At 66.3% G+C, this 14,191-nt stretch carries 16 protein-coding genes; 4 read left to right on the plus strand and 12 right to left on the minus strand.

All coding sequences use genetic code 11. The features are described 5' to 3' along the window. Window positions 1-4: 4 nt before the first annotated feature. The 9 genes from ACQR35_RS12080 to ACQR35_RS12120 all read right to left on the minus strand — a co-directional run bounded on the left by ACQR35_RS12080 (window position 5) and on the right by ACQR35_RS12120 (window position 8,355). Window positions 5-691 carry a hypothetical protein gene (locus ACQR35_RS12080; RefSeq protein WP_430270172.1) on the minus strand — a complete coding sequence of 229 codons (687 nt, stop codon included), beginning with the start codon at window positions 689-691 and terminating at the stop codon, window positions 5-7. Window positions 692-733: 42 nt separating this feature from the next. Beyond that, window positions 734-1,753, minus strand: a complete 1,020-nt coding sequence (locus ACQR35_RS12085; protein ID WP_430270173.1) for a ParB N-terminal domain-containing protein — start codon at window positions 1,751-1,753, stop codon at window positions 734-736. After that, entirely contained in the window at window positions 1,750-2,607 is an 858-nt protein-coding gene (locus tag ACQR35_RS12090; protein WP_430270174.1) for a hypothetical protein, read from the minus strand. Before ACQR35_RS12090 ends, ACQR35_RS12085 begins: the two co-directional genes overlap by 4 nt. Window positions 2,608-2,698: 91 nt before the next feature. Then, window positions 2,699-3,046: a hypothetical protein gene (locus tag ACQR35_RS12095; RefSeq protein ID WP_430270175.1), complete on the minus strand. Its 348-nt coding sequence runs from the start codon at window positions 3,044-3,046 to the stop codon at window positions 2,699-2,701. Next, a complete protein-coding gene (locus ACQR35_RS12100) occupies window positions 3,043-3,738 on the minus strand; it encodes a DUF2637 domain-containing protein (RefSeq protein WP_430270176.1) in 696 nt (231 codons plus the stop codon). Before ACQR35_RS12100 ends, ACQR35_RS12095 begins: the two co-directional genes overlap by 4 nt. Next, a complete protein-coding gene (locus ACQR35_RS12105) occupies window positions 3,738-4,637 on the minus strand; it encodes a bifunctional DNA primase/polymerase (protein ID WP_430270177.1) in 900 nt (299 codons plus the stop codon). The genes ACQR35_RS12100 and ACQR35_RS12105 overlap by 1 nt, the downstream gene beginning before the upstream one ends. 1 nt (window position 4,638) lies before the next feature. Then, window positions 4,639-5,721: an ArdC-like ssDNA-binding domain-containing protein gene (locus ACQR35_RS12110; RefSeq protein ID WP_430270178.1), complete on the minus strand. Its 1,083-nt coding sequence runs from the start codon at window positions 5,719-5,721 to the stop codon at window positions 4,639-4,641. Between the two features lie 272 nt (window positions 5,722-5,993). Further along, window positions 5,994-6,875, minus strand: coding sequence for a helix-turn-helix transcriptional regulator (locus ACQR35_RS12115; protein ID WP_430270214.1), 882 nt, complete (start codon window positions 6,873-6,875; stop codon window positions 5,994-5,996). Window positions 6,876-7,149: 274 nt separating this feature from the next. Further along, window positions 7,150-8,355, minus strand: a complete 1,206-nt coding sequence (locus ACQR35_RS12120; protein WP_430270179.1) for an MFS transporter — start codon at window positions 8,353-8,355, stop codon at window positions 7,150-7,152. Window positions 8,356-8,396: 41 nt separating this feature from the next. Here ACQR35_RS12120 and ACQR35_RS12125 point away from each other — a divergent pair, with 41 nt between their 5' ends. Beyond that, a complete protein-coding gene (locus ACQR35_RS12125; RefSeq protein WP_427817018.1) occupies window positions 8,397-9,056 on the plus strand; it encodes a CGNR zinc finger domain-containing protein in 660 nt (219 codons plus the stop codon). Continuing rightward, a complete protein-coding gene (locus ACQR35_RS12130) occupies window positions 9,053-9,592 on the plus strand; it encodes a MaoC/PaaZ C-terminal domain-containing protein (protein WP_430270180.1) in 540 nt (179 codons plus the stop codon). Before ACQR35_RS12125 ends, ACQR35_RS12130 begins: the two co-directional genes overlap by 4 nt. A gap of 25 nt (window positions 9,593-9,617) precedes the next feature. Here ACQR35_RS12130 and ACQR35_RS12135 read toward each other — a convergent pair whose 3' ends face one another. Beyond that, window positions 9,618-10,478 carry an EamA family transporter gene (locus tag ACQR35_RS12135; RefSeq protein ID WP_430270181.1) on the minus strand — a complete coding sequence of 287 codons (861 nt, stop codon included), beginning with the start codon at window positions 10,476-10,478 and terminating at the stop codon, window positions 9,618-9,620. After that, window positions 10,478-11,362: a MurR/RpiR family transcriptional regulator gene (locus tag ACQR35_RS12140; RefSeq protein WP_430270182.1), complete on the minus strand. Its 885-nt coding sequence runs from the start codon at window positions 11,360-11,362 to the stop codon at window positions 10,478-10,480. Before ACQR35_RS12140 ends, ACQR35_RS12135 begins: the two co-directional genes overlap by 1 nt. A 23-nt stretch (window positions 11,363-11,385) precedes the next feature. On the opposite strand from ACQR35_RS12140, the gene ACQR35_RS12145 reads away from it, so the two are divergent. Beyond that, window positions 11,386-12,306: an oxidoreductase gene (locus ACQR35_RS12145; protein ID WP_430270183.1), complete on the plus strand. Its 921-nt coding sequence runs from the start codon at window positions 11,386-11,388 to the stop codon at window positions 12,304-12,306. A 22-nt stretch (window positions 12,307-12,328) separates the two neighbouring features. On the opposite strand, the gene ACQR35_RS12150 is transcribed toward ACQR35_RS12145, so the two are convergent. Beyond that, window positions 12,329-13,069: an SDR family oxidoreductase gene (locus ACQR35_RS12150; protein WP_430270184.1), complete on the minus strand. Its 741-nt coding sequence runs from the start codon at window positions 13,067-13,069 to the stop codon at window positions 12,329-12,331. A gap of 166 nt (window positions 13,070-13,235) precedes the next feature. Between ACQR35_RS12150 and ACQR35_RS12155 the strand changes: the two genes are divergently transcribed. After that, window positions 13,236-14,057 carry a helix-turn-helix transcriptional regulator gene (locus tag ACQR35_RS12155; RefSeq protein ID WP_430270185.1) on the plus strand — a complete coding sequence of 274 codons (822 nt, stop codon included), beginning with the start codon at window positions 13,236-13,238 and terminating at the stop codon, window positions 14,055-14,057. The last annotated feature ends 134 nt before the right edge of the window (window positions 14,058-14,191 follow it).

Here is a 14,191-nt window from a genome sequence, read left to right on the forward strand (position 1 = left end):
CTGCTTACTTGAGGGGGTTGTCGAGCTGCGAGAGCCGCAACAGGTGGCAGGTGTCGTAGGTGGGTGCGCAGACGATGAACACCGTGAACGCCACCGCATGCTCCGACGTGGCCGGTGCTCCGTTCCATTCACCCGACCGGTGACGGGTGCCCTCGATCGTGTAGGCGATGGTGCCGTCTGCGAGCTGCCCCGGCTGCGCCTGCGCCACCGCCGTCTCCCACGACTCCGGGACGTAGATGCTGTCGATGGTGAGGGTCTGGGCGGTGACGTACTTGCGCAGCTCGATCCACGAATCCCGCGTCGGCAGATACGCCGCCACATCCGACGCAAGACCCGCCTGCTCCTCACCAGACGGATCGCCAACATCGAGGATCACGCTCGTGTAGTCCAGCGGCATGAATCCGCTGCCGGTATCCCAAGTGAACAGTGCTTCGGCGACGTTGCGGGCGAAGGTCTCCGGGTCCGCCGACCGAGGCACGGCCGGGAGTCGTGGCATTGCTGTCGGCTTCGGCGTAGACGGTGATGTCGTTGCCGGTTCCGACGCAGATGGTTCGCTGGTCGTGGTGTCGCGGGGGCCGGTGATGAGGCCGTAGATCCCGACTCCGGCGAGGATCAGGAACACTACTCCGGCGGCGATGGTGGCGACGAGGCGGCGCTTGAATCCTGGACGGCTGCTATCGAAGAAAGTCATGCCCCACAGGTGCGCCCGGCACCGCAGCCACGAGCTGAGCGGTCAGAGAGCGCGAAGCAGCGGGGCTTCCACGTCATCGGCATCAGCGCTCGCGTCGCTCTGGGCGCGGGCGGTGCGGAGCCTGGCAGCGAAGGCGACGGTGCCCTCGACAGTCGCGTAGAAAGAGTCTGCCTGCTCGGCGGTGAGTTCGATGGCGATCTGGTGGAGGTCGTAGCGTTCCCACCAGTCGATCAACTCGCCCCAGGTCAACACGAACGCCCGCACCGGGAACCGCACGATCTCCCCGACAGGCGCGGGCGACGGCTTGCGCGGCTTGTTCTTCTTCTTGGCGGCCTTGTTCTCGGCGTGGACACGCGCCAAGGTCTCGGCCGCGATCTGATGCAGATCCTCCACCGGCTGCCCTTCGGCCAGGTCGCGGATGCGGGCGTAGGCGGGGTTGACCGGGGCTCCAGCCTTCACCGCATCCAGTTCCTGCTGCGCCTGGGCACGGAGATCATCGGGCCGGGCAGGATCGGCGGCGATCTTTTCGAGGTAGCTGACCTGTTCGAGCTTGGAGTAGGAAGCAGTGCCGGTGACCATCTGTGCGGCCTGTCGGCGGGCATCTCCGGTCGGGGTGGTCAACGGCTCCGCCGAATCGGCGGAGCCGTTCCACCGGGGCTGATGCTCGGCCGTGAACTGGTTCGCCGCCTCACGACGCGCCGCATCCTCCGCCATCAAGACCTTCAACTCCCGATACAACGCAGCGGCCTCGACAGAGTTCAGGGGCTTGTGGAGCACGTTGTCGTCCTGCTCCGCGAGGAGCTTTCCGAGTCGGTCGGAGATCCCCGACCGCACCCACACGTTGATCGTCTTCTTTCCCAACAACTTCACCGCCGCGAGCCGCCGCGCCCCGCAGACCAGGGAGCCGTCGGGGGCAATCGTGATCGGCTGAAGTAGACCGACCCTCTTGATGGAGGCGGCGAGGGTGTCGATGTCGCCGAGTTCTTTGCGGTGCCGGGCGCCGACGGTGATGGCGGGCACAGACCACTCGACCTGCACCCCGGTTTCGATGTCGCCGCTCATCGGTCCTCCTCGATCCTGGCGGCAGCCAGGGAGAGGGCGAGCATGAGGTCGTCATCCCGCAGCAGGAGCCGCATGGGCTCCTCCATCGCCAACCGCAACAGAATCCCGCGCCCCGCACTCGTCGTCGCAAGCGCCGGGTCAGGGTGACCGAGCAACGCGCGAATGAGGGTGTGCCAGCAGGGTGCGGGGATGTCGAGGAGGGAGCGGGCGACCTTATCGCGTCGCAGCCCCTCATAGGCCGACTGGCGGGTGCCTGCGCGCATGACTGCGCCGCAGACGTGTTCGACACCGGCGCGGGCGACGTCGGCCGGCCACTTCGCGAACACGAGCACCCCAATCGCATCCTCCACCGTCGAATGCGCAGACCCGAGCCCACCATCCTGCTCAGCAACGCCCTGCTCCGTGTTGGGGTTGTCGGTGATGCGGAACGCCGGGTGGTAGTCGGCCAGCGGGTTCTCCCTGTCGCTGAAGCGTTCGGGGTCGTGGAAGGCGGAGATGTGGGGGCGGCGGGCTTGGTGGACGGAGCAGAGGAGGCCTTGGGCGCGTTCCTCGAAGATGCAGGTAATCCGCACCGCATGCGTCACCACCGCCCACGGATCAACCGCCGACCGTGCTGACTTGGTGCGCATGACATCGAACGCGGCAGATGCTGCCTCCCACGGATCGAGGCCATGCTTGACGGCGAGGGGCGCGTATTTCTCGCAGGCATACGCCATGAGGTCCGCGGCGACCGGATCATGTTTCCAGGCGCCGGGGCCGCCGTCGTGGAGGCGGTGCAGCAGAGCGCGTAGGCCTTCGCTGCTTTGGTAGTCCTCCGGGCCGTCCGGGGTTGCGGTCATCGTCCTGTTCGTCATGGTCGGACACCTCCTCGACCAAAACCAGGTGCACTACCCGCCCACGGCAGGGCTGCCGTCGTGAGTTGCGTGTTCATGACATCTCACCGGCCTAGCTTTTCCCGACCGCACCACGAGTCACCGGCTCACGCGAACCAGTGCGGCGACCGAACGCCGACAGGGGCGGCAACTGCTTCGCCCGGTCCGCCAGCGCCTTCGCACCCGTTGCGATGCCGGTGCGGGTGCGGCGGGACAGTTCGGCTTGGAAGTCGATCCCGCGCCCCGCCACCACAGCGGAGTGCCGGGCCATGAGATCGGTGGGGCGCACCCAATCCACGCCGCGCGCCCTTGTCTTGTCGGTGGCGAGTTCGGCGGTCTGCTGTCGGGTCTTCTCGGCCTCGATCGCATCCGGCGTCATGTCCTCGACAGGCTTCTTGTCGAGTTCGTTCTGCTTGTTCATGGGGTTCTCTCTTCCTCCACCTCAGCGGGCGGATCATCGGTTTCTTGTTTTGGTTCTGGGGTAGGGAGCCATCGGCCCACCGTTGAGGGATGCACGCCGAGTTCGCGGGCGATCTTCTTGTTCGACCAGCCCTCAGCGCGTAGCTCAGCCGCCTGCTCCCGCCGGTCGCCGCCGTCATCGGGCGCAGCGGACTCGACAGTGGGCAACTTTTTGATGGGCGTGGAGGCGACGGGTGCGACGAGATCGAGTGGCACAGGGCTCTCCGGGACTGGCGGCTCCGTGTTGGTGGTGCTGCGGGTGAGGATCACTGTGAGATGCGTAATCGCCAGCAACACCACGGGCGGCACCGCAGCAACCGCTGCCGCCAACACCGCGGGTACGTCGGTGTCGGCGGTGAGGACGGCGTGGATCGCGTTCGCGGTCACCGAGACCGCAGCCCCACTCATGAGCAGCACCCACGGATACCACGCGGCACGCTGCCCAGCCAGAGCAACGACCGCGACGGTGGCGACGACGATGATGCCGTCCACGATCAATGGCCACGCCCACGCCTGCCTCGCGCTGATCCCAGACCGCCGAGCCAGATCAGCCAGCGCCGTGAAGGAGAGCCAGAACGCACCCAACGCGATCAGCACCGTTCCGGCAATCGCCGTGACGACAGCGAGCCGCACACTCCGCGTCTGCCCGTTCATCACAGCCCCCGTCCCGTGGCGGCTGGGGCGCGTGTTCTTGGGGAGTCAGTGAAAGGGCGTGCACTACTCGCAGGTGCCGGGTTGGTGGTGCGGTAGGCGGAGCGGATCGTTGCTGACACCTCCCGTGTACTGAGGCCGATGTGCTCGGCCGCCGGCCCGAGCGCGGCGAAGGTTTCAGCGGGTCCGGTGCCTGCTTCCGCCAACCGGCAGGCGGCCCAGAACAGGCCCCGGTTCCGCTCACCCTCACCCAGACCTGCGACCCAACGGCCGAGCCGATCCGCATCCAAACCCCGCACCGGCACCGGCCGAGACGGTATCGGCGGGCGCGGGTCCAGGAACTCCCGCAACCGAGCAGCATCCACCGGCCGCGCATCGACAACACCAGTAGCGCGCAGTTCGTAGACCCCGGTACTGCCATCCGGCCGTGTGATGCGCGAGGGTGAAGCGATGATGTAGCCACCAGCACCCCGGAAGTCGATATGAGCACGCGGAACCTGCCACGACGACTGCCCATCCTCCGGGGCGGCCGGGAAGTAGATGTGCAAGCCACCCGACGGGGACCGCACGAGCCCCGCCCAGGCAGGGGCAATAAGCCCCGCACGACGAGCACGCTGCAATGCCGGGAACCCCGACTCCTCGCCGTGGATATCCACATCAACGACATCAACCCCCGAGGCCGGACCTGTCGGGATGCCAATGTTCGCTGCAGGCCACCGCCCCCACCAGGCGCTGATCTGATCGGGGTCGGTCGAAGCATCGCGGAAGCCATGCGCGGTCAGTGGCCGTTTCTCACCCGGCACGCACGGGAAGATCGGCACCCCAGCCGTGACGAATGCGACGGCGGCATCCGGCAGGGTGAGGCGGCTGGTGTGGGCGAGGAGATCGCTGATCGACGGCATCTCACAGCCCCCTCACGACCCCAGAAGGCCGAGACGCCGATGCCGTCGTAGGAACCGGCGACGATGCGACCGTGCGCTGCGGTTGCTCTTGCTTCGGGGCCTCACGCTCCAGACCCGGTGGGGTGCCGTCGGCGACCATTACGGTGTCGAGCTGTTCGAGAATCCCCAGCGCCGCTTTCCGCACTCGCTCACCGGTCGCCTTGACGGCCTCGACCGGCTCCTTCCCATCCACGCGCGCAGCCCACGTTGAGACGTACGGGATCGTGTAATCGGAGGTGTCCATCCCATGGGCGGCACCGACCATGAGAGCGACGGATTCGGCCTCGACCTCGCCGATCCCGCGATGATGCTGCGCATCCTCGTTGTCCGGGTCATGCAGCAGCACATGACCGAGCTCGTGCGCGAGGGTCTTGACCTGGGCTGCGTGGTCCATGTTCTCCCGCACCGCCACCGTCCGCGCCGACCAATCCGTCATCCCATTGGCGCCGTGGATCATGCCCTCATGCGGCACACGGAGAACCGTGAATCCCGCAGCCCCGACCTGTGCGGTGAGTCCGTCCCACAGCCCGGCGGGGGCTTCGCCTTCGAGGAGCTTCGGGGAGGGTGGTTCGGGGATCGGGTCACCGTCGGTCTGCGAGGCATCCCACACATAGGCGGGGCGGGCGGCGATCATCCGCGACCGCAGCACCTCACCGGGCCTTGGCTTTTCGCCGCGTTCCAGCCGCCGCCACGAATCGCTATCGGTCGGGTTCGAGGAGGCGAAGCGTCCGGTGACGGGGGCGAAGATCTGCAGCCCCGGCTGACCCTTCTGGACCTGTCGGCCGAGTTGCTGCCACTCCCGATACCCCGCCACGAACGATGGGAACGGCTCAGACACTCGGCCCGCCGAGTAGTTGGCCTCGTGCTGTACCCAGATCAGCAACGTGTTGTTGAACGAACGCGACCGGAACCGCGCCGCGAACGACAACGCCCGCGCCCAGTCGTCACCAGAAACCAGCGTCTCGACCGCGCCGGTCAAGCGCTCGTGAAGTTCGTCGAGCTTCGCATCCCGCGCGGCTCGGGCTTCCTCTTTCGTCGCCATCATCGGACCTCCTCCCGGCGAGGCCCACGACATGACAGCCGCGAGCCCTTGCGACCATGAGGTACGCGCCGGGGTGTTCAGGAGGCCCGAGAGGAACGAGTGAGTACGAGACCGCCAGGGATCTGCCCAGACCCGACGAGTCCGATCCGGTCTATCTCCTGGCTCGCAGCGATGTCGAGCCTTTGAGGGCTGTCCGGGTCGCTTGACGAGTAACGCGATTCATACGACGAGTTCGAGAGGGCGCCACCCGCCGACGAGCGCGCGGGAACTCGTCGCTACGCAGTTTCGCTGCCGGTCGTGGGTAGGCAATGCCGGTAGCGGGTCGGCGTTACGCCGAATCGTCGTGAGAACCATGCTGAGGCGACGCGCGGATCGGCCCAGCCGACCGCTTGTGCCGCTTGATGGACTGATAGATCAGTCTCATCAATTAGGCGGCTGAACTCGGTCAAGCGAACTTCGGTAAGAAATCGCATTGGGCTGGCCCCCATGTGCGTCGAGAACAGCCGTGTTAAGTGCGTGCGAGACAGCGCGAGTTCTTGGGCCAGCGAAGCAACAGTCCACGGCTCGCCCATGCGCTCCCGCAGCAGCCGCGCAGCCCGCCCGACGTGCCCAATCATTGCCGGATCTGTCTGCCGCCCCGAAGACGGCACTTGATTCCGGGTGGGCACGTGGAGAGAGCGACTGTCTTCAGTAAGGAAGACCGGTGCGACTGTGCCAACCCACCTCGCGAGAAGCTCGACTGTGCGAATCGATATCTCTTCGGGCGATGAACACGTATCTGGAAGCACACTTAGCTGTCGCCAGATCGGTTCCAGCCGCCGAAAGGACTCGATTCCTGGGGTAAGCACCAGGGAGTTACCGTCCCAGTCATCAGGATGCACGCCTCGACGAACGTGCTGCCGCGGCCGCAAGAGCCAGCGCATCTGCGCCCTAATGAAGGGTTCGTCCGCATAGATCACCCACAGCCGTGATGGCGATAGCGGCAACAGTTGGTGCCGCCTGTGTGAGCCGAGCGCTACCGCTGACCCGGGTGCCAAGCGCTGTATCGCCATATCCGTACAAAGATCGATGTTTCCGGACAGTACGTGGATGAGCGTGACGACCGGAAACGTCAACTCCTGCGTCGGGACGCAGCGCAGTATCTCGATCGCTGACATGAGCCCGAACTGTTCTCCGGGCGACGCGTCTATCGCACGGTCGCCCGCCTCACGAAGTCTGCTCTCGCCGGCCGGTTCGGCGGACACGTCCCATCCGCTTCCTCAGCCCAATTGGTGGCGTGGGCTGGCCGGACTCGTTGTAACAGCAAGAAGGAGACTGCGCGTATGTCCATGATTCGACGACCGAGAGGCTGCCGGTTCAAAGAGCAGGTCGATGCGCGAGCAAAGGTGATACCGGCCTACTCGACGTCGAACAGATATGGTGTTGTCGCCACTATGCATGGGACTCTCTGGATCTGATCGCGATGCCGACCATGGTCACAGTGGCCACGATGGCGGCGAGTACCGCATAGAGAGTTTGGGCGTTCGGCGTCACTGCGACGAGTGCAAAGACGAGTGGCTGGGCGAAGCCGATATAGGAGAGCGAGTAGAACGCGGCGTTGAGCCGTGCGCGATCTTTCGGATGACCAATCTCCTCCATGCGACGAAGACCTGCGACGAGCACCAAGCCGTACGCGGCGCCGAGGGCGATAGCGCTGGGGAGCATCAGGATGGTGAGCCGCGCCGCGAAGGTTCCCGCGGCCAGGAGCATCCCTAGCGCGGCGATTCCCATTCCTAGAGGGAAGGCTCGTCCGGCCCTGCCGCGCTCGATGCGTTGCGCCAAAGGCTGGATGAGTGCCCCGGTGCCCATGGTGAGTCCCGTGATGATCCCCGCCGTGGCGGCCTCGAATCCTCGGACCTGGATGACCGAAGGGATCACGGCGAAGCTCATCGTCGCAGCGCCAAAGACCCACGGAGCCGTGAGCGGAATGGCCCAGAGGAATGGCCGTGTCATGATCGCGCTCCAGAAACTCGCTCGGCGGCTCGATACGGGTTCTGTGGCGGAGACTTCAGCCTGCTCGACGAGCTCTTCGTGGTCGAGGGAGGTATCTGGGGCCCGCCATAGCAGCGCAGCCGCGATGGCCGAGATGAGCAGGTGGAGGGCGTAGGGCAGGACTTCCGGCAGTGGTGCCCATTGCGCGACGAGCCCTGCTGCGAGCGGGCCGCCACCAAACCCGACGGAGAGCGCGACCGCCACTCGCTTCGGAGCAGCGGAGCGGTCATCCGCAGACAAGTCCGTCACCCATGCCGTGCCTGGACCGAGAACTGCACCAGCCGCTGCACCGGAGAAGAACCTGCCCAGAAGGAGAAGCCAGGCCTCCTGCGAGCCGAGGCACAGCACGACAGAGGCGACAGCGGAAAGGATGACCGCAACTCGGACCGGCCAACGTCGGTCAACTCGGTCTGCGACCTCGGCGGCGACAAAGAGCACCGGGATGAGACCCACGATGTAGGTAGCGAACGCGAGGGCGATGAACGAGTCCGGCAGGCCGGCGGTCTCCCGATACACCGGTAGCAGAGCAGCGAACTGGTTCGCTCCCCACCCCACGACGGTGATAGCGGTCGCGACGCGTGCCCAACCAGGCAATCGAGTTCCCATGCACTCTCCTAAGTAACCGTTCTATCGGTTACTATAGTTGCATGGCTACCGACCTTCGAACCAGCACGGCACTGCGGAAGCTTCGTTTCGACGGTGGCTCCCTCGTTCTCAACCTCACCGCAACCGTCGGGCGGCGGGGCGCTGGCGAAGAGCATCGCGTCGAGCGCCTCGACGGCGAGGAGGCCCTGGAACAGTGGCTCGTCGGCGTAGGTATCGAGGTCGACGCGAGCGTGGATCGGGGAGCGCTGCTGACGGAGTTGCGTGAGCTTCGCGAGCATGCCTGGGAAGTGCTGTCTGGGGTCGTACACGAGCGACCCGTGTCATCGTTCACCGTGCAGCGGATAGAGCGGTGGGCCAGCGCCGATGTTCCCCCGCCCCGCTTGGCGAACACTTCGCATGGACCGCAAGCTCAGATGGTGGCACTCAGCCACAGCGCGGTGTGCGCCCGCGCGGCTCGGGATCTGCTGGAGATCCTCGCAAGCCCTGACGTGCGTCATCGACTCCGGGAGTGCGCGAGCGAGGAGTGCCGCATGATCTACCTGCTCCCGTCTGGTTCGCGAGAGCGTCGCTGGTGCTCGATGAGTCAGTGCGGTAACCGCGCGAAAGCCGCCGCGCACCGCGCACGTTCACGCCAACCGCGAGAGCGCACCACCAACGTTGACGTGACGGAAGATCGCTCGATCAAGGAACCGGGAAGATGACGTCACCCGGCTCGCATGTTGCGAATCCAGACGGCCTCTGGCTTGACGACCTCGCCGTCGGAATGCAGTTCCATTCGCCCGTTGTACTCCTGCGCGAGGAGGACATCATTGCCTTCGCCGAACAGTTTGACCCGCAGGCATTCCATCTCTCTGCCACGGCGGCCCGAGACAGCTTCTTCGAAGGACTCGCTGCGAGCGGATGGCATACTGCTGCGTTGTCGATGAAGCTGCTCGCGCAGGCTTTGCCCTTGGCTACAGGAATCATCGGCAAAGGCGTGGAGATCGAATGGCCGAGCCCGACACGACCGAATGACGAACTCAGGGTCGTTGCCCAAATCGACACGATCACGCCGTCGAAGAGCCGCCCCGATCGTGGATCGATCACCGTGGGCTACCAAACTCTGAACCAGAGCGGCGATATCCGGCAGCGCGCGCGCATCACGCTCATAGGCTGGAAGCGCCACGTTGGAACTCAGGCCACAGCGCCGGGCGCTGAGAGCGGCGAAAAGGCGATCAAACGCGGAGAAAGTCGCTGAGTCGTACCTAGCCTGGCAGTGCGTACTACAGGCTGATAGCGGCAATGCCGGCAAGTACGATCACGGCGCCGATCAGCCGGCGGACAAGGTGCCCTTCGCCGAAGAGACGCCAGGCCAGAAGTGCGCCGATCATGATGGATGCCTCCCGCAGTGGCGCGACGAGCGCCACGGGCGAGGTTTGCATTGCTGTCAGCACCAGGATGTACGCGAGCGGGGACAGCACTGCGACCGCGGCGATAGACGCGCGATTGACGCGGAGGGTGTTCGCGAACGCTGTGCGGCGTCTGATGATGGCCGGAGCCATGAACACGACCTGGACGACGAGCGTGCCGGTGTAGTAGCTGACTGGGGCGAGTCCGATGGAGCCGATCGCGAACGAGTCCCACAGCGTGTAGGCGGCGATCGTTGCCCCGGTGGCAGTGCCCCATGCGATGCCGCGGAGGGGGCGGGTGCCCGTTCTCTGAAAGGGGTTGCCGGTGACGACGACGATGCCTGCGAGGATGGCGAGCGCTCCGATGATCGCCAGTGCCGTGGGGCGTTCTCCGAGCAGGAGGATAGCGATCACGATGGTGAGCAGCGGCCCCACGCCGCGGGCGATCGGGTAGACGACTCCGAGGTCGGCTCGGTCGTAGCCTGCCTGCAGGGTGAGCGAGTACGTCAGGTGCAGGGCGGCGGACACGGCCGCGGCGGCGGCCAGGGTCCAGGTGATCGGCTGCGAACCGGTGATGGCGGCACCGATCGCGAGGGGAAGGCACAGGAGTGCGGAAGCGGTCGTGTAGGCGCCCACGAACAGCAGCGTGTCGCCCTTCTTGTACTTCGATACGAGGTTCCAGCCGGCGTGGGCGACTGCGGCGACGAGGACGATCGCGACGGTGGCTGGCGGCATCAGGTGATGTCGGGCAGGTCGATCCCGGCCCGTTCCGCGCGCGAGACGCGGTCGGGATCGCGCAGTGCCAGTGCGGCTGCGAGAGCGTCGACGACGACGAGCTGCGCCAGGCGGCTCCCGGCAGCGGCCATCTGCGTCGTGAGCGGCGCGCCGCCCACGACGAGTGCGACGGTGGACACATCGGTGAGTGGCGTGCCGTACTGGTTGGTGATGGCGATGACCGTCGCGTCGGCGGACGCGGCGGCGTCCGCAATCGCGACCGTCATGTCGGTGCGGCCGGTGGAGCTGACGGCGACGACGACGTCGCCGGGGTCGAGCAGGCGTGCCGCGATCATCGCGGACTCGTGATCGGCGACCCCCGATGTCCGCACGCCCAGCGAACGCAGCCGGAACACGACATCAGCCGCGACCGTCGCCGAAGGGCCCGCGCCATAGGCGAGGAGCTGCCCAGCGCCACGGATCGCGGAGACCGCTTGGTCGAGAGCGTCCGGGTCGATCGCGCCGCCCAGGGCGGTGAGCGCGTCGATCCCTGTGCGCGCTGTCGTGTCGATGATCGTGCGCGTCGAATCGGTGCTCGTGAGCGTGTGTGGCGGGGCGAAGAACTCCGCTGTTCCGCGAGCGCGGGCGATTTCCAGCTTCAGTTCGGCGAAGCCCGAGAATCCGATTGCGCGGGCGGCACGGATCACGCTTGGTGCCGAGACTCCTGCTCGCTCGGCGACTTGCGCCGTCGTGCTCCTCCCCACGAACAACGGGTCCTTCAGTACGAGGCCGACAACTTTCGCCTCGCTTGCCACCAGGCCCGCGCTCCGCGCCTGAACCGTTCCGAGCCAGCGGCGCAGTGGGTCCTCTGCTGCCGAAACTGCATTACTTGAGGATCTTGTCACGGGTAATAACGTAACATTGCAGCATGGTGACAGAGCAACGGCGCGGCTCCTCCGGAGAGCGCATACGGGTTGGTGTGGTGGGTCCGGGGGCTATCGGTACGACGGTGTCAGCGCTTCTGCATGAGGCGGGCAGCACGCCGGCGCTCTATGGTCGTACGCCGCGAACGGAACTCACCCTGATCGACGGCGACCGCCGGATCGTCGTCCCCGGCCCCGTGCGCACCGATCCCGCTGCGCAGCCCGAGAAGGCGGATGTGCTCTTCCTGGCGGTCAAGGCAACCCAGACCGCTGCGGCAGCCCCCTGGCTGCGTGCCCTGTGCGGCCCCGGGACTGTGGTTTGCGTGTTGCAGAACGGCGTCGAGCAAATCGCTGCCGTTCGACCCCACGTTCCTGAGGGAGTAGAGGTCGTCCCCGCGGTCGTCTGGTTCCCGGCGCAGTCGCAGGAAGACGGCACCATCCTCCTGCGGGGCGAGCCCCGGCTGACGCTTCCCGCATCACCGGAAGCGGAGCGCATCGCGGACGTCCTGCGCGACACGCGCTGCCAGGTCGAACTCGCGGGCGACTTCACCACCCTCGCCTGGCGCAAACTCCTCCAGAACGCCGCCGCCGGGCTCATGGCACTCACCGGCCGGCGCGCCGGCGTGTTCAACCGCCCTGACTTCGCGTACTTGACGCTTGCCTACCTGGCAGAGTGCCTGGCCGTCTCGCGTGCCGAAGGAGCAGTCCTCGGTGAGGATACGCCCGCCGCGATCCTGGCCCGCTTCCAAGCATTCCCCGCCGATATGAGCACCTCGATCCTCACCGACCGGGAAGCGGGCAGACCACTTGAATGGGATATCCGCAACGGCGTCATCTCGCGTCTCGCGCGCAGACACGACATCCCCACACCGATCAGCGACGCCATCACTGCGCTCCTTGCCGCCACAAGCGACGGCCCCGGATGATCCGGGACGCTGCTGCTCCAGCTCAGCGTCCGGGGAGGTTACTGAGCGCCTGGGATCGAGCGGCGAGGAGTTCCTGGTAGGTATCGTCGTGCTCAGCCCAGCGAAGGGGCTTGGCACGCTCGACAACGATCTCCTTCGGAGTCGGGTTCTGGGTGAGCAGCCCGATGACCTCGTCGAGGAAGTCGCCCATGGGCAGGGCATTCGGGTTGAGCTTCTCCTGGCCGGCGTTGGCGACGGCCGGTGGGATCAGCTCGGTCACGCCGATGCCAGTGCCGGTGAGGTGCGCGCGCAGCGATTCGGTGTACGAGTGCACGGCCGCCTTCGACGCGCCGTACGTCGCCATGAGCGGGAACGGCAGGAAGCCGATGCCCGAGGAAACGGTCATGATGTCACCGGCGCCACGGCCGAGCAGGTGGAGGGTGAACGCATCGATCACGCGGATCGTGCCGAGCAGGTTCACCGAGATCGTGGTCTCGGCCTGGGCGATGTGGTCCGGGTCGCGCAGATCCTCAGTGAGCATGACCCCCGACATCGTCACGACGACGTCAAGGTCGGGGTGCTTCGCCAGCACCTCATCGCGCGCCTGAGCGACCGACGCCGCATCGGTGACGTCGATGCGCACCGTCTCGACGCCATCGACCTGCTCGATGTTGCGCCCGCCGACAACGACCGTGCTGCCCGCGTCAACGAATCGCTGGGCGAGGGCACGTCCGATTCCCGTGGTGCCTCCGACGATCAGGACGGTACGTCCGTTGATATCCATGTGCTTCCTCACGTGTCCGTCTCCGACTATGGGCCGGATGGTGTCCCGGCTCGATCGCCGGCATGCATCCATGCTCGGCCGATGCTCGGGGCCGAGGAAGGACCCCGCTGATCCGCGTCCTGACAGGGCACCTTTCGATCGGTCGGGAATGGCTACCGTTGATCGCATGGACGGCAACAACGACAACCGGCTCGGGGAGTACCTGAGCGCGCGCCGTGCGCTGGTCACTCCCGAGCAGGCGGGCATCCCCGCCGGATCAGGGCGGCGAGTCCCCGGTCTTCGGCGGGAGGAGGTTGCGCTGCTCGCCGGCATCAGCGCTGACTACTACTTCCGGCTCGAACGTGGCCGCGACAAGAACCCCTCACCGCAAGTCCTGGAATCCCTCGCCAGGGTGTTGCGCCTCGACGAGGTCGAAGCCGACCACCTGATGAGCCTCGGCGGCCCCCGCCCTCGTGTCCGCCGTGCGAAAGCCTCCGGGCGCGCTGAGCGGGTACCTGCCCGGCAGCGCGACCTGCTCGCAGCGCTGAACATGCCCGCGTTCATCGAGAACCGCTACTTCGACGTCCTCGCTGCCAATCCGTTCGCGATCGCCTTCAACCCCCGCCTGGAGCCAGGGAACAACCGACTGCGCTCGTTAATGCTGGACCCCGCCGAACGCGACTTCCACGAGGACTGGGAGACAGCCGTCGACGAGTTCATCGCTGCTTTCCGTCGTTCCCTCGGCGACGAGACCGATGACCCGCGCGCCATCGAACTCGTCGGCGAGCTCTCGCTCGCCAGCGCACGCTTCCGCACACTGTGGGCTCGGCATGATATCCGGCAGCTCACGGGTGGCACCGCAGTTGTCAATCATCCGAGTCTCGGCGCGCTGCGCCTCCACCGCGAGAAGATGCCGATCGACGACCTTGTCCTTGTCGTCTACTACCCGGCTGAGCACAGCGCAGACGCCGAGAAACTTGACCTGCTCGCATCCCTAACCGCCGAATAGGAGCGCGGCCCTTGGGAACCGACAGCGCTCAGTTCAGGCAGATCTCTCTCCAGTAATGGCTGGTATCTCGCCGGTCGCACGCGGTCGGGTCCCGCCCGGATCGCGCCGTCGAGTCGCTCATTTCGCCGACGTCC

The organism is Pseudarthrobacter sp. J1738 (assembly GCF_050490315.1).
Lineage (GTDB): Bacteria > Actinomycetota > Actinomycetes > Actinomycetales > Micrococcaceae > JBNPEO01.

Coding starts and splice junctions, on each gene's coding strand:
- ACQR35_RS12080 (WP_430270172.1), bottom strand. CDS start 691: ATGACTTTCTTCGATAGCAGCCGTCCAGGATTCAAGCGCCGCCTCGTC.
- ACQR35_RS12085 (WP_430270173.1), bottom strand. CDS start 1,753: ATGAGCGGCGACATCGAAACCGGGGTGCAGGTCGAGTGGTCTGTGCCC.
- ACQR35_RS12090 (WP_430270174.1), bottom strand. CDS start 2,607: ATGACGAACAGGACGATGACCGCAACCCCGGACGGCCCGGAGGACTAC.
- ACQR35_RS12095 (WP_430270175.1), bottom strand. CDS start 3,046: ATGAACAAGCAGAACGAACTCGACAAGAAGCCTGTCGAGGACATGACG.
- ACQR35_RS12100 (WP_430270176.1), bottom strand. CDS start 3,738: ATGAACGGGCAGACGCGGAGTGTGCGGCTCGCTGTCGTCACGGCGATT.
- ACQR35_RS12105 (WP_430270177.1), bottom strand. CDS start 4,637: ATGCCGTCGATCAGCGATCTCCTCGCCCACACCAGCCGCCTCACCCTG.
- ACQR35_RS12110 (WP_430270178.1), bottom strand. CDS start 5,721: ATGATGGCGACGAAAGAGGAAGCCCGAGCCGCGCGGGATGCGAAGCTC.
- ACQR35_RS12115 (WP_430270214.1), bottom strand. CDS start 6,875: ATGTCAGCGATCGAGATACTGCGCTGCGTCCCGACGCAGGAGTTGACG.
- ACQR35_RS12120 (WP_430270179.1), bottom strand. CDS start 8,355: ATGGGAACTCGATTGCCTGGTTGGGCACGCGTCGCGACCGCTATCACC.
- ACQR35_RS12125 (WP_427817018.1), top strand. CDS start 8,397: ATGGCTACCGACCTTCGAACCAGCACGGCACTGCGGAAGCTTCGTTTC.
- ACQR35_RS12130 (WP_430270180.1), top strand. CDS start 9,053: ATGACGTCACCCGGCTCGCATGTTGCGAATCCAGACGGCCTCTGGCTT.
- ACQR35_RS12135 (WP_430270181.1), bottom strand. CDS start 10,478: ATGCCGCCAGCCACCGTCGCGATCGTCCTCGTCGCCGCAGTCGCCCAC.
- ACQR35_RS12145 (WP_430270183.1), top strand. CDS start 11,386: ATGGTGACAGAGCAACGGCGCGGCTCCTCCGGAGAGCGCATACGGGTT.
- ACQR35_RS12150 (WP_430270184.1), bottom strand. CDS start 13,069: ATGGATATCAACGGACGTACCGTCCTGATCGTCGGAGGCACCACGGGA.
- ACQR35_RS12155 (WP_430270185.1), top strand. CDS start 13,236: ATGGACGGCAACAACGACAACCGGCTCGGGGAGTACCTGAGCGCGCGC.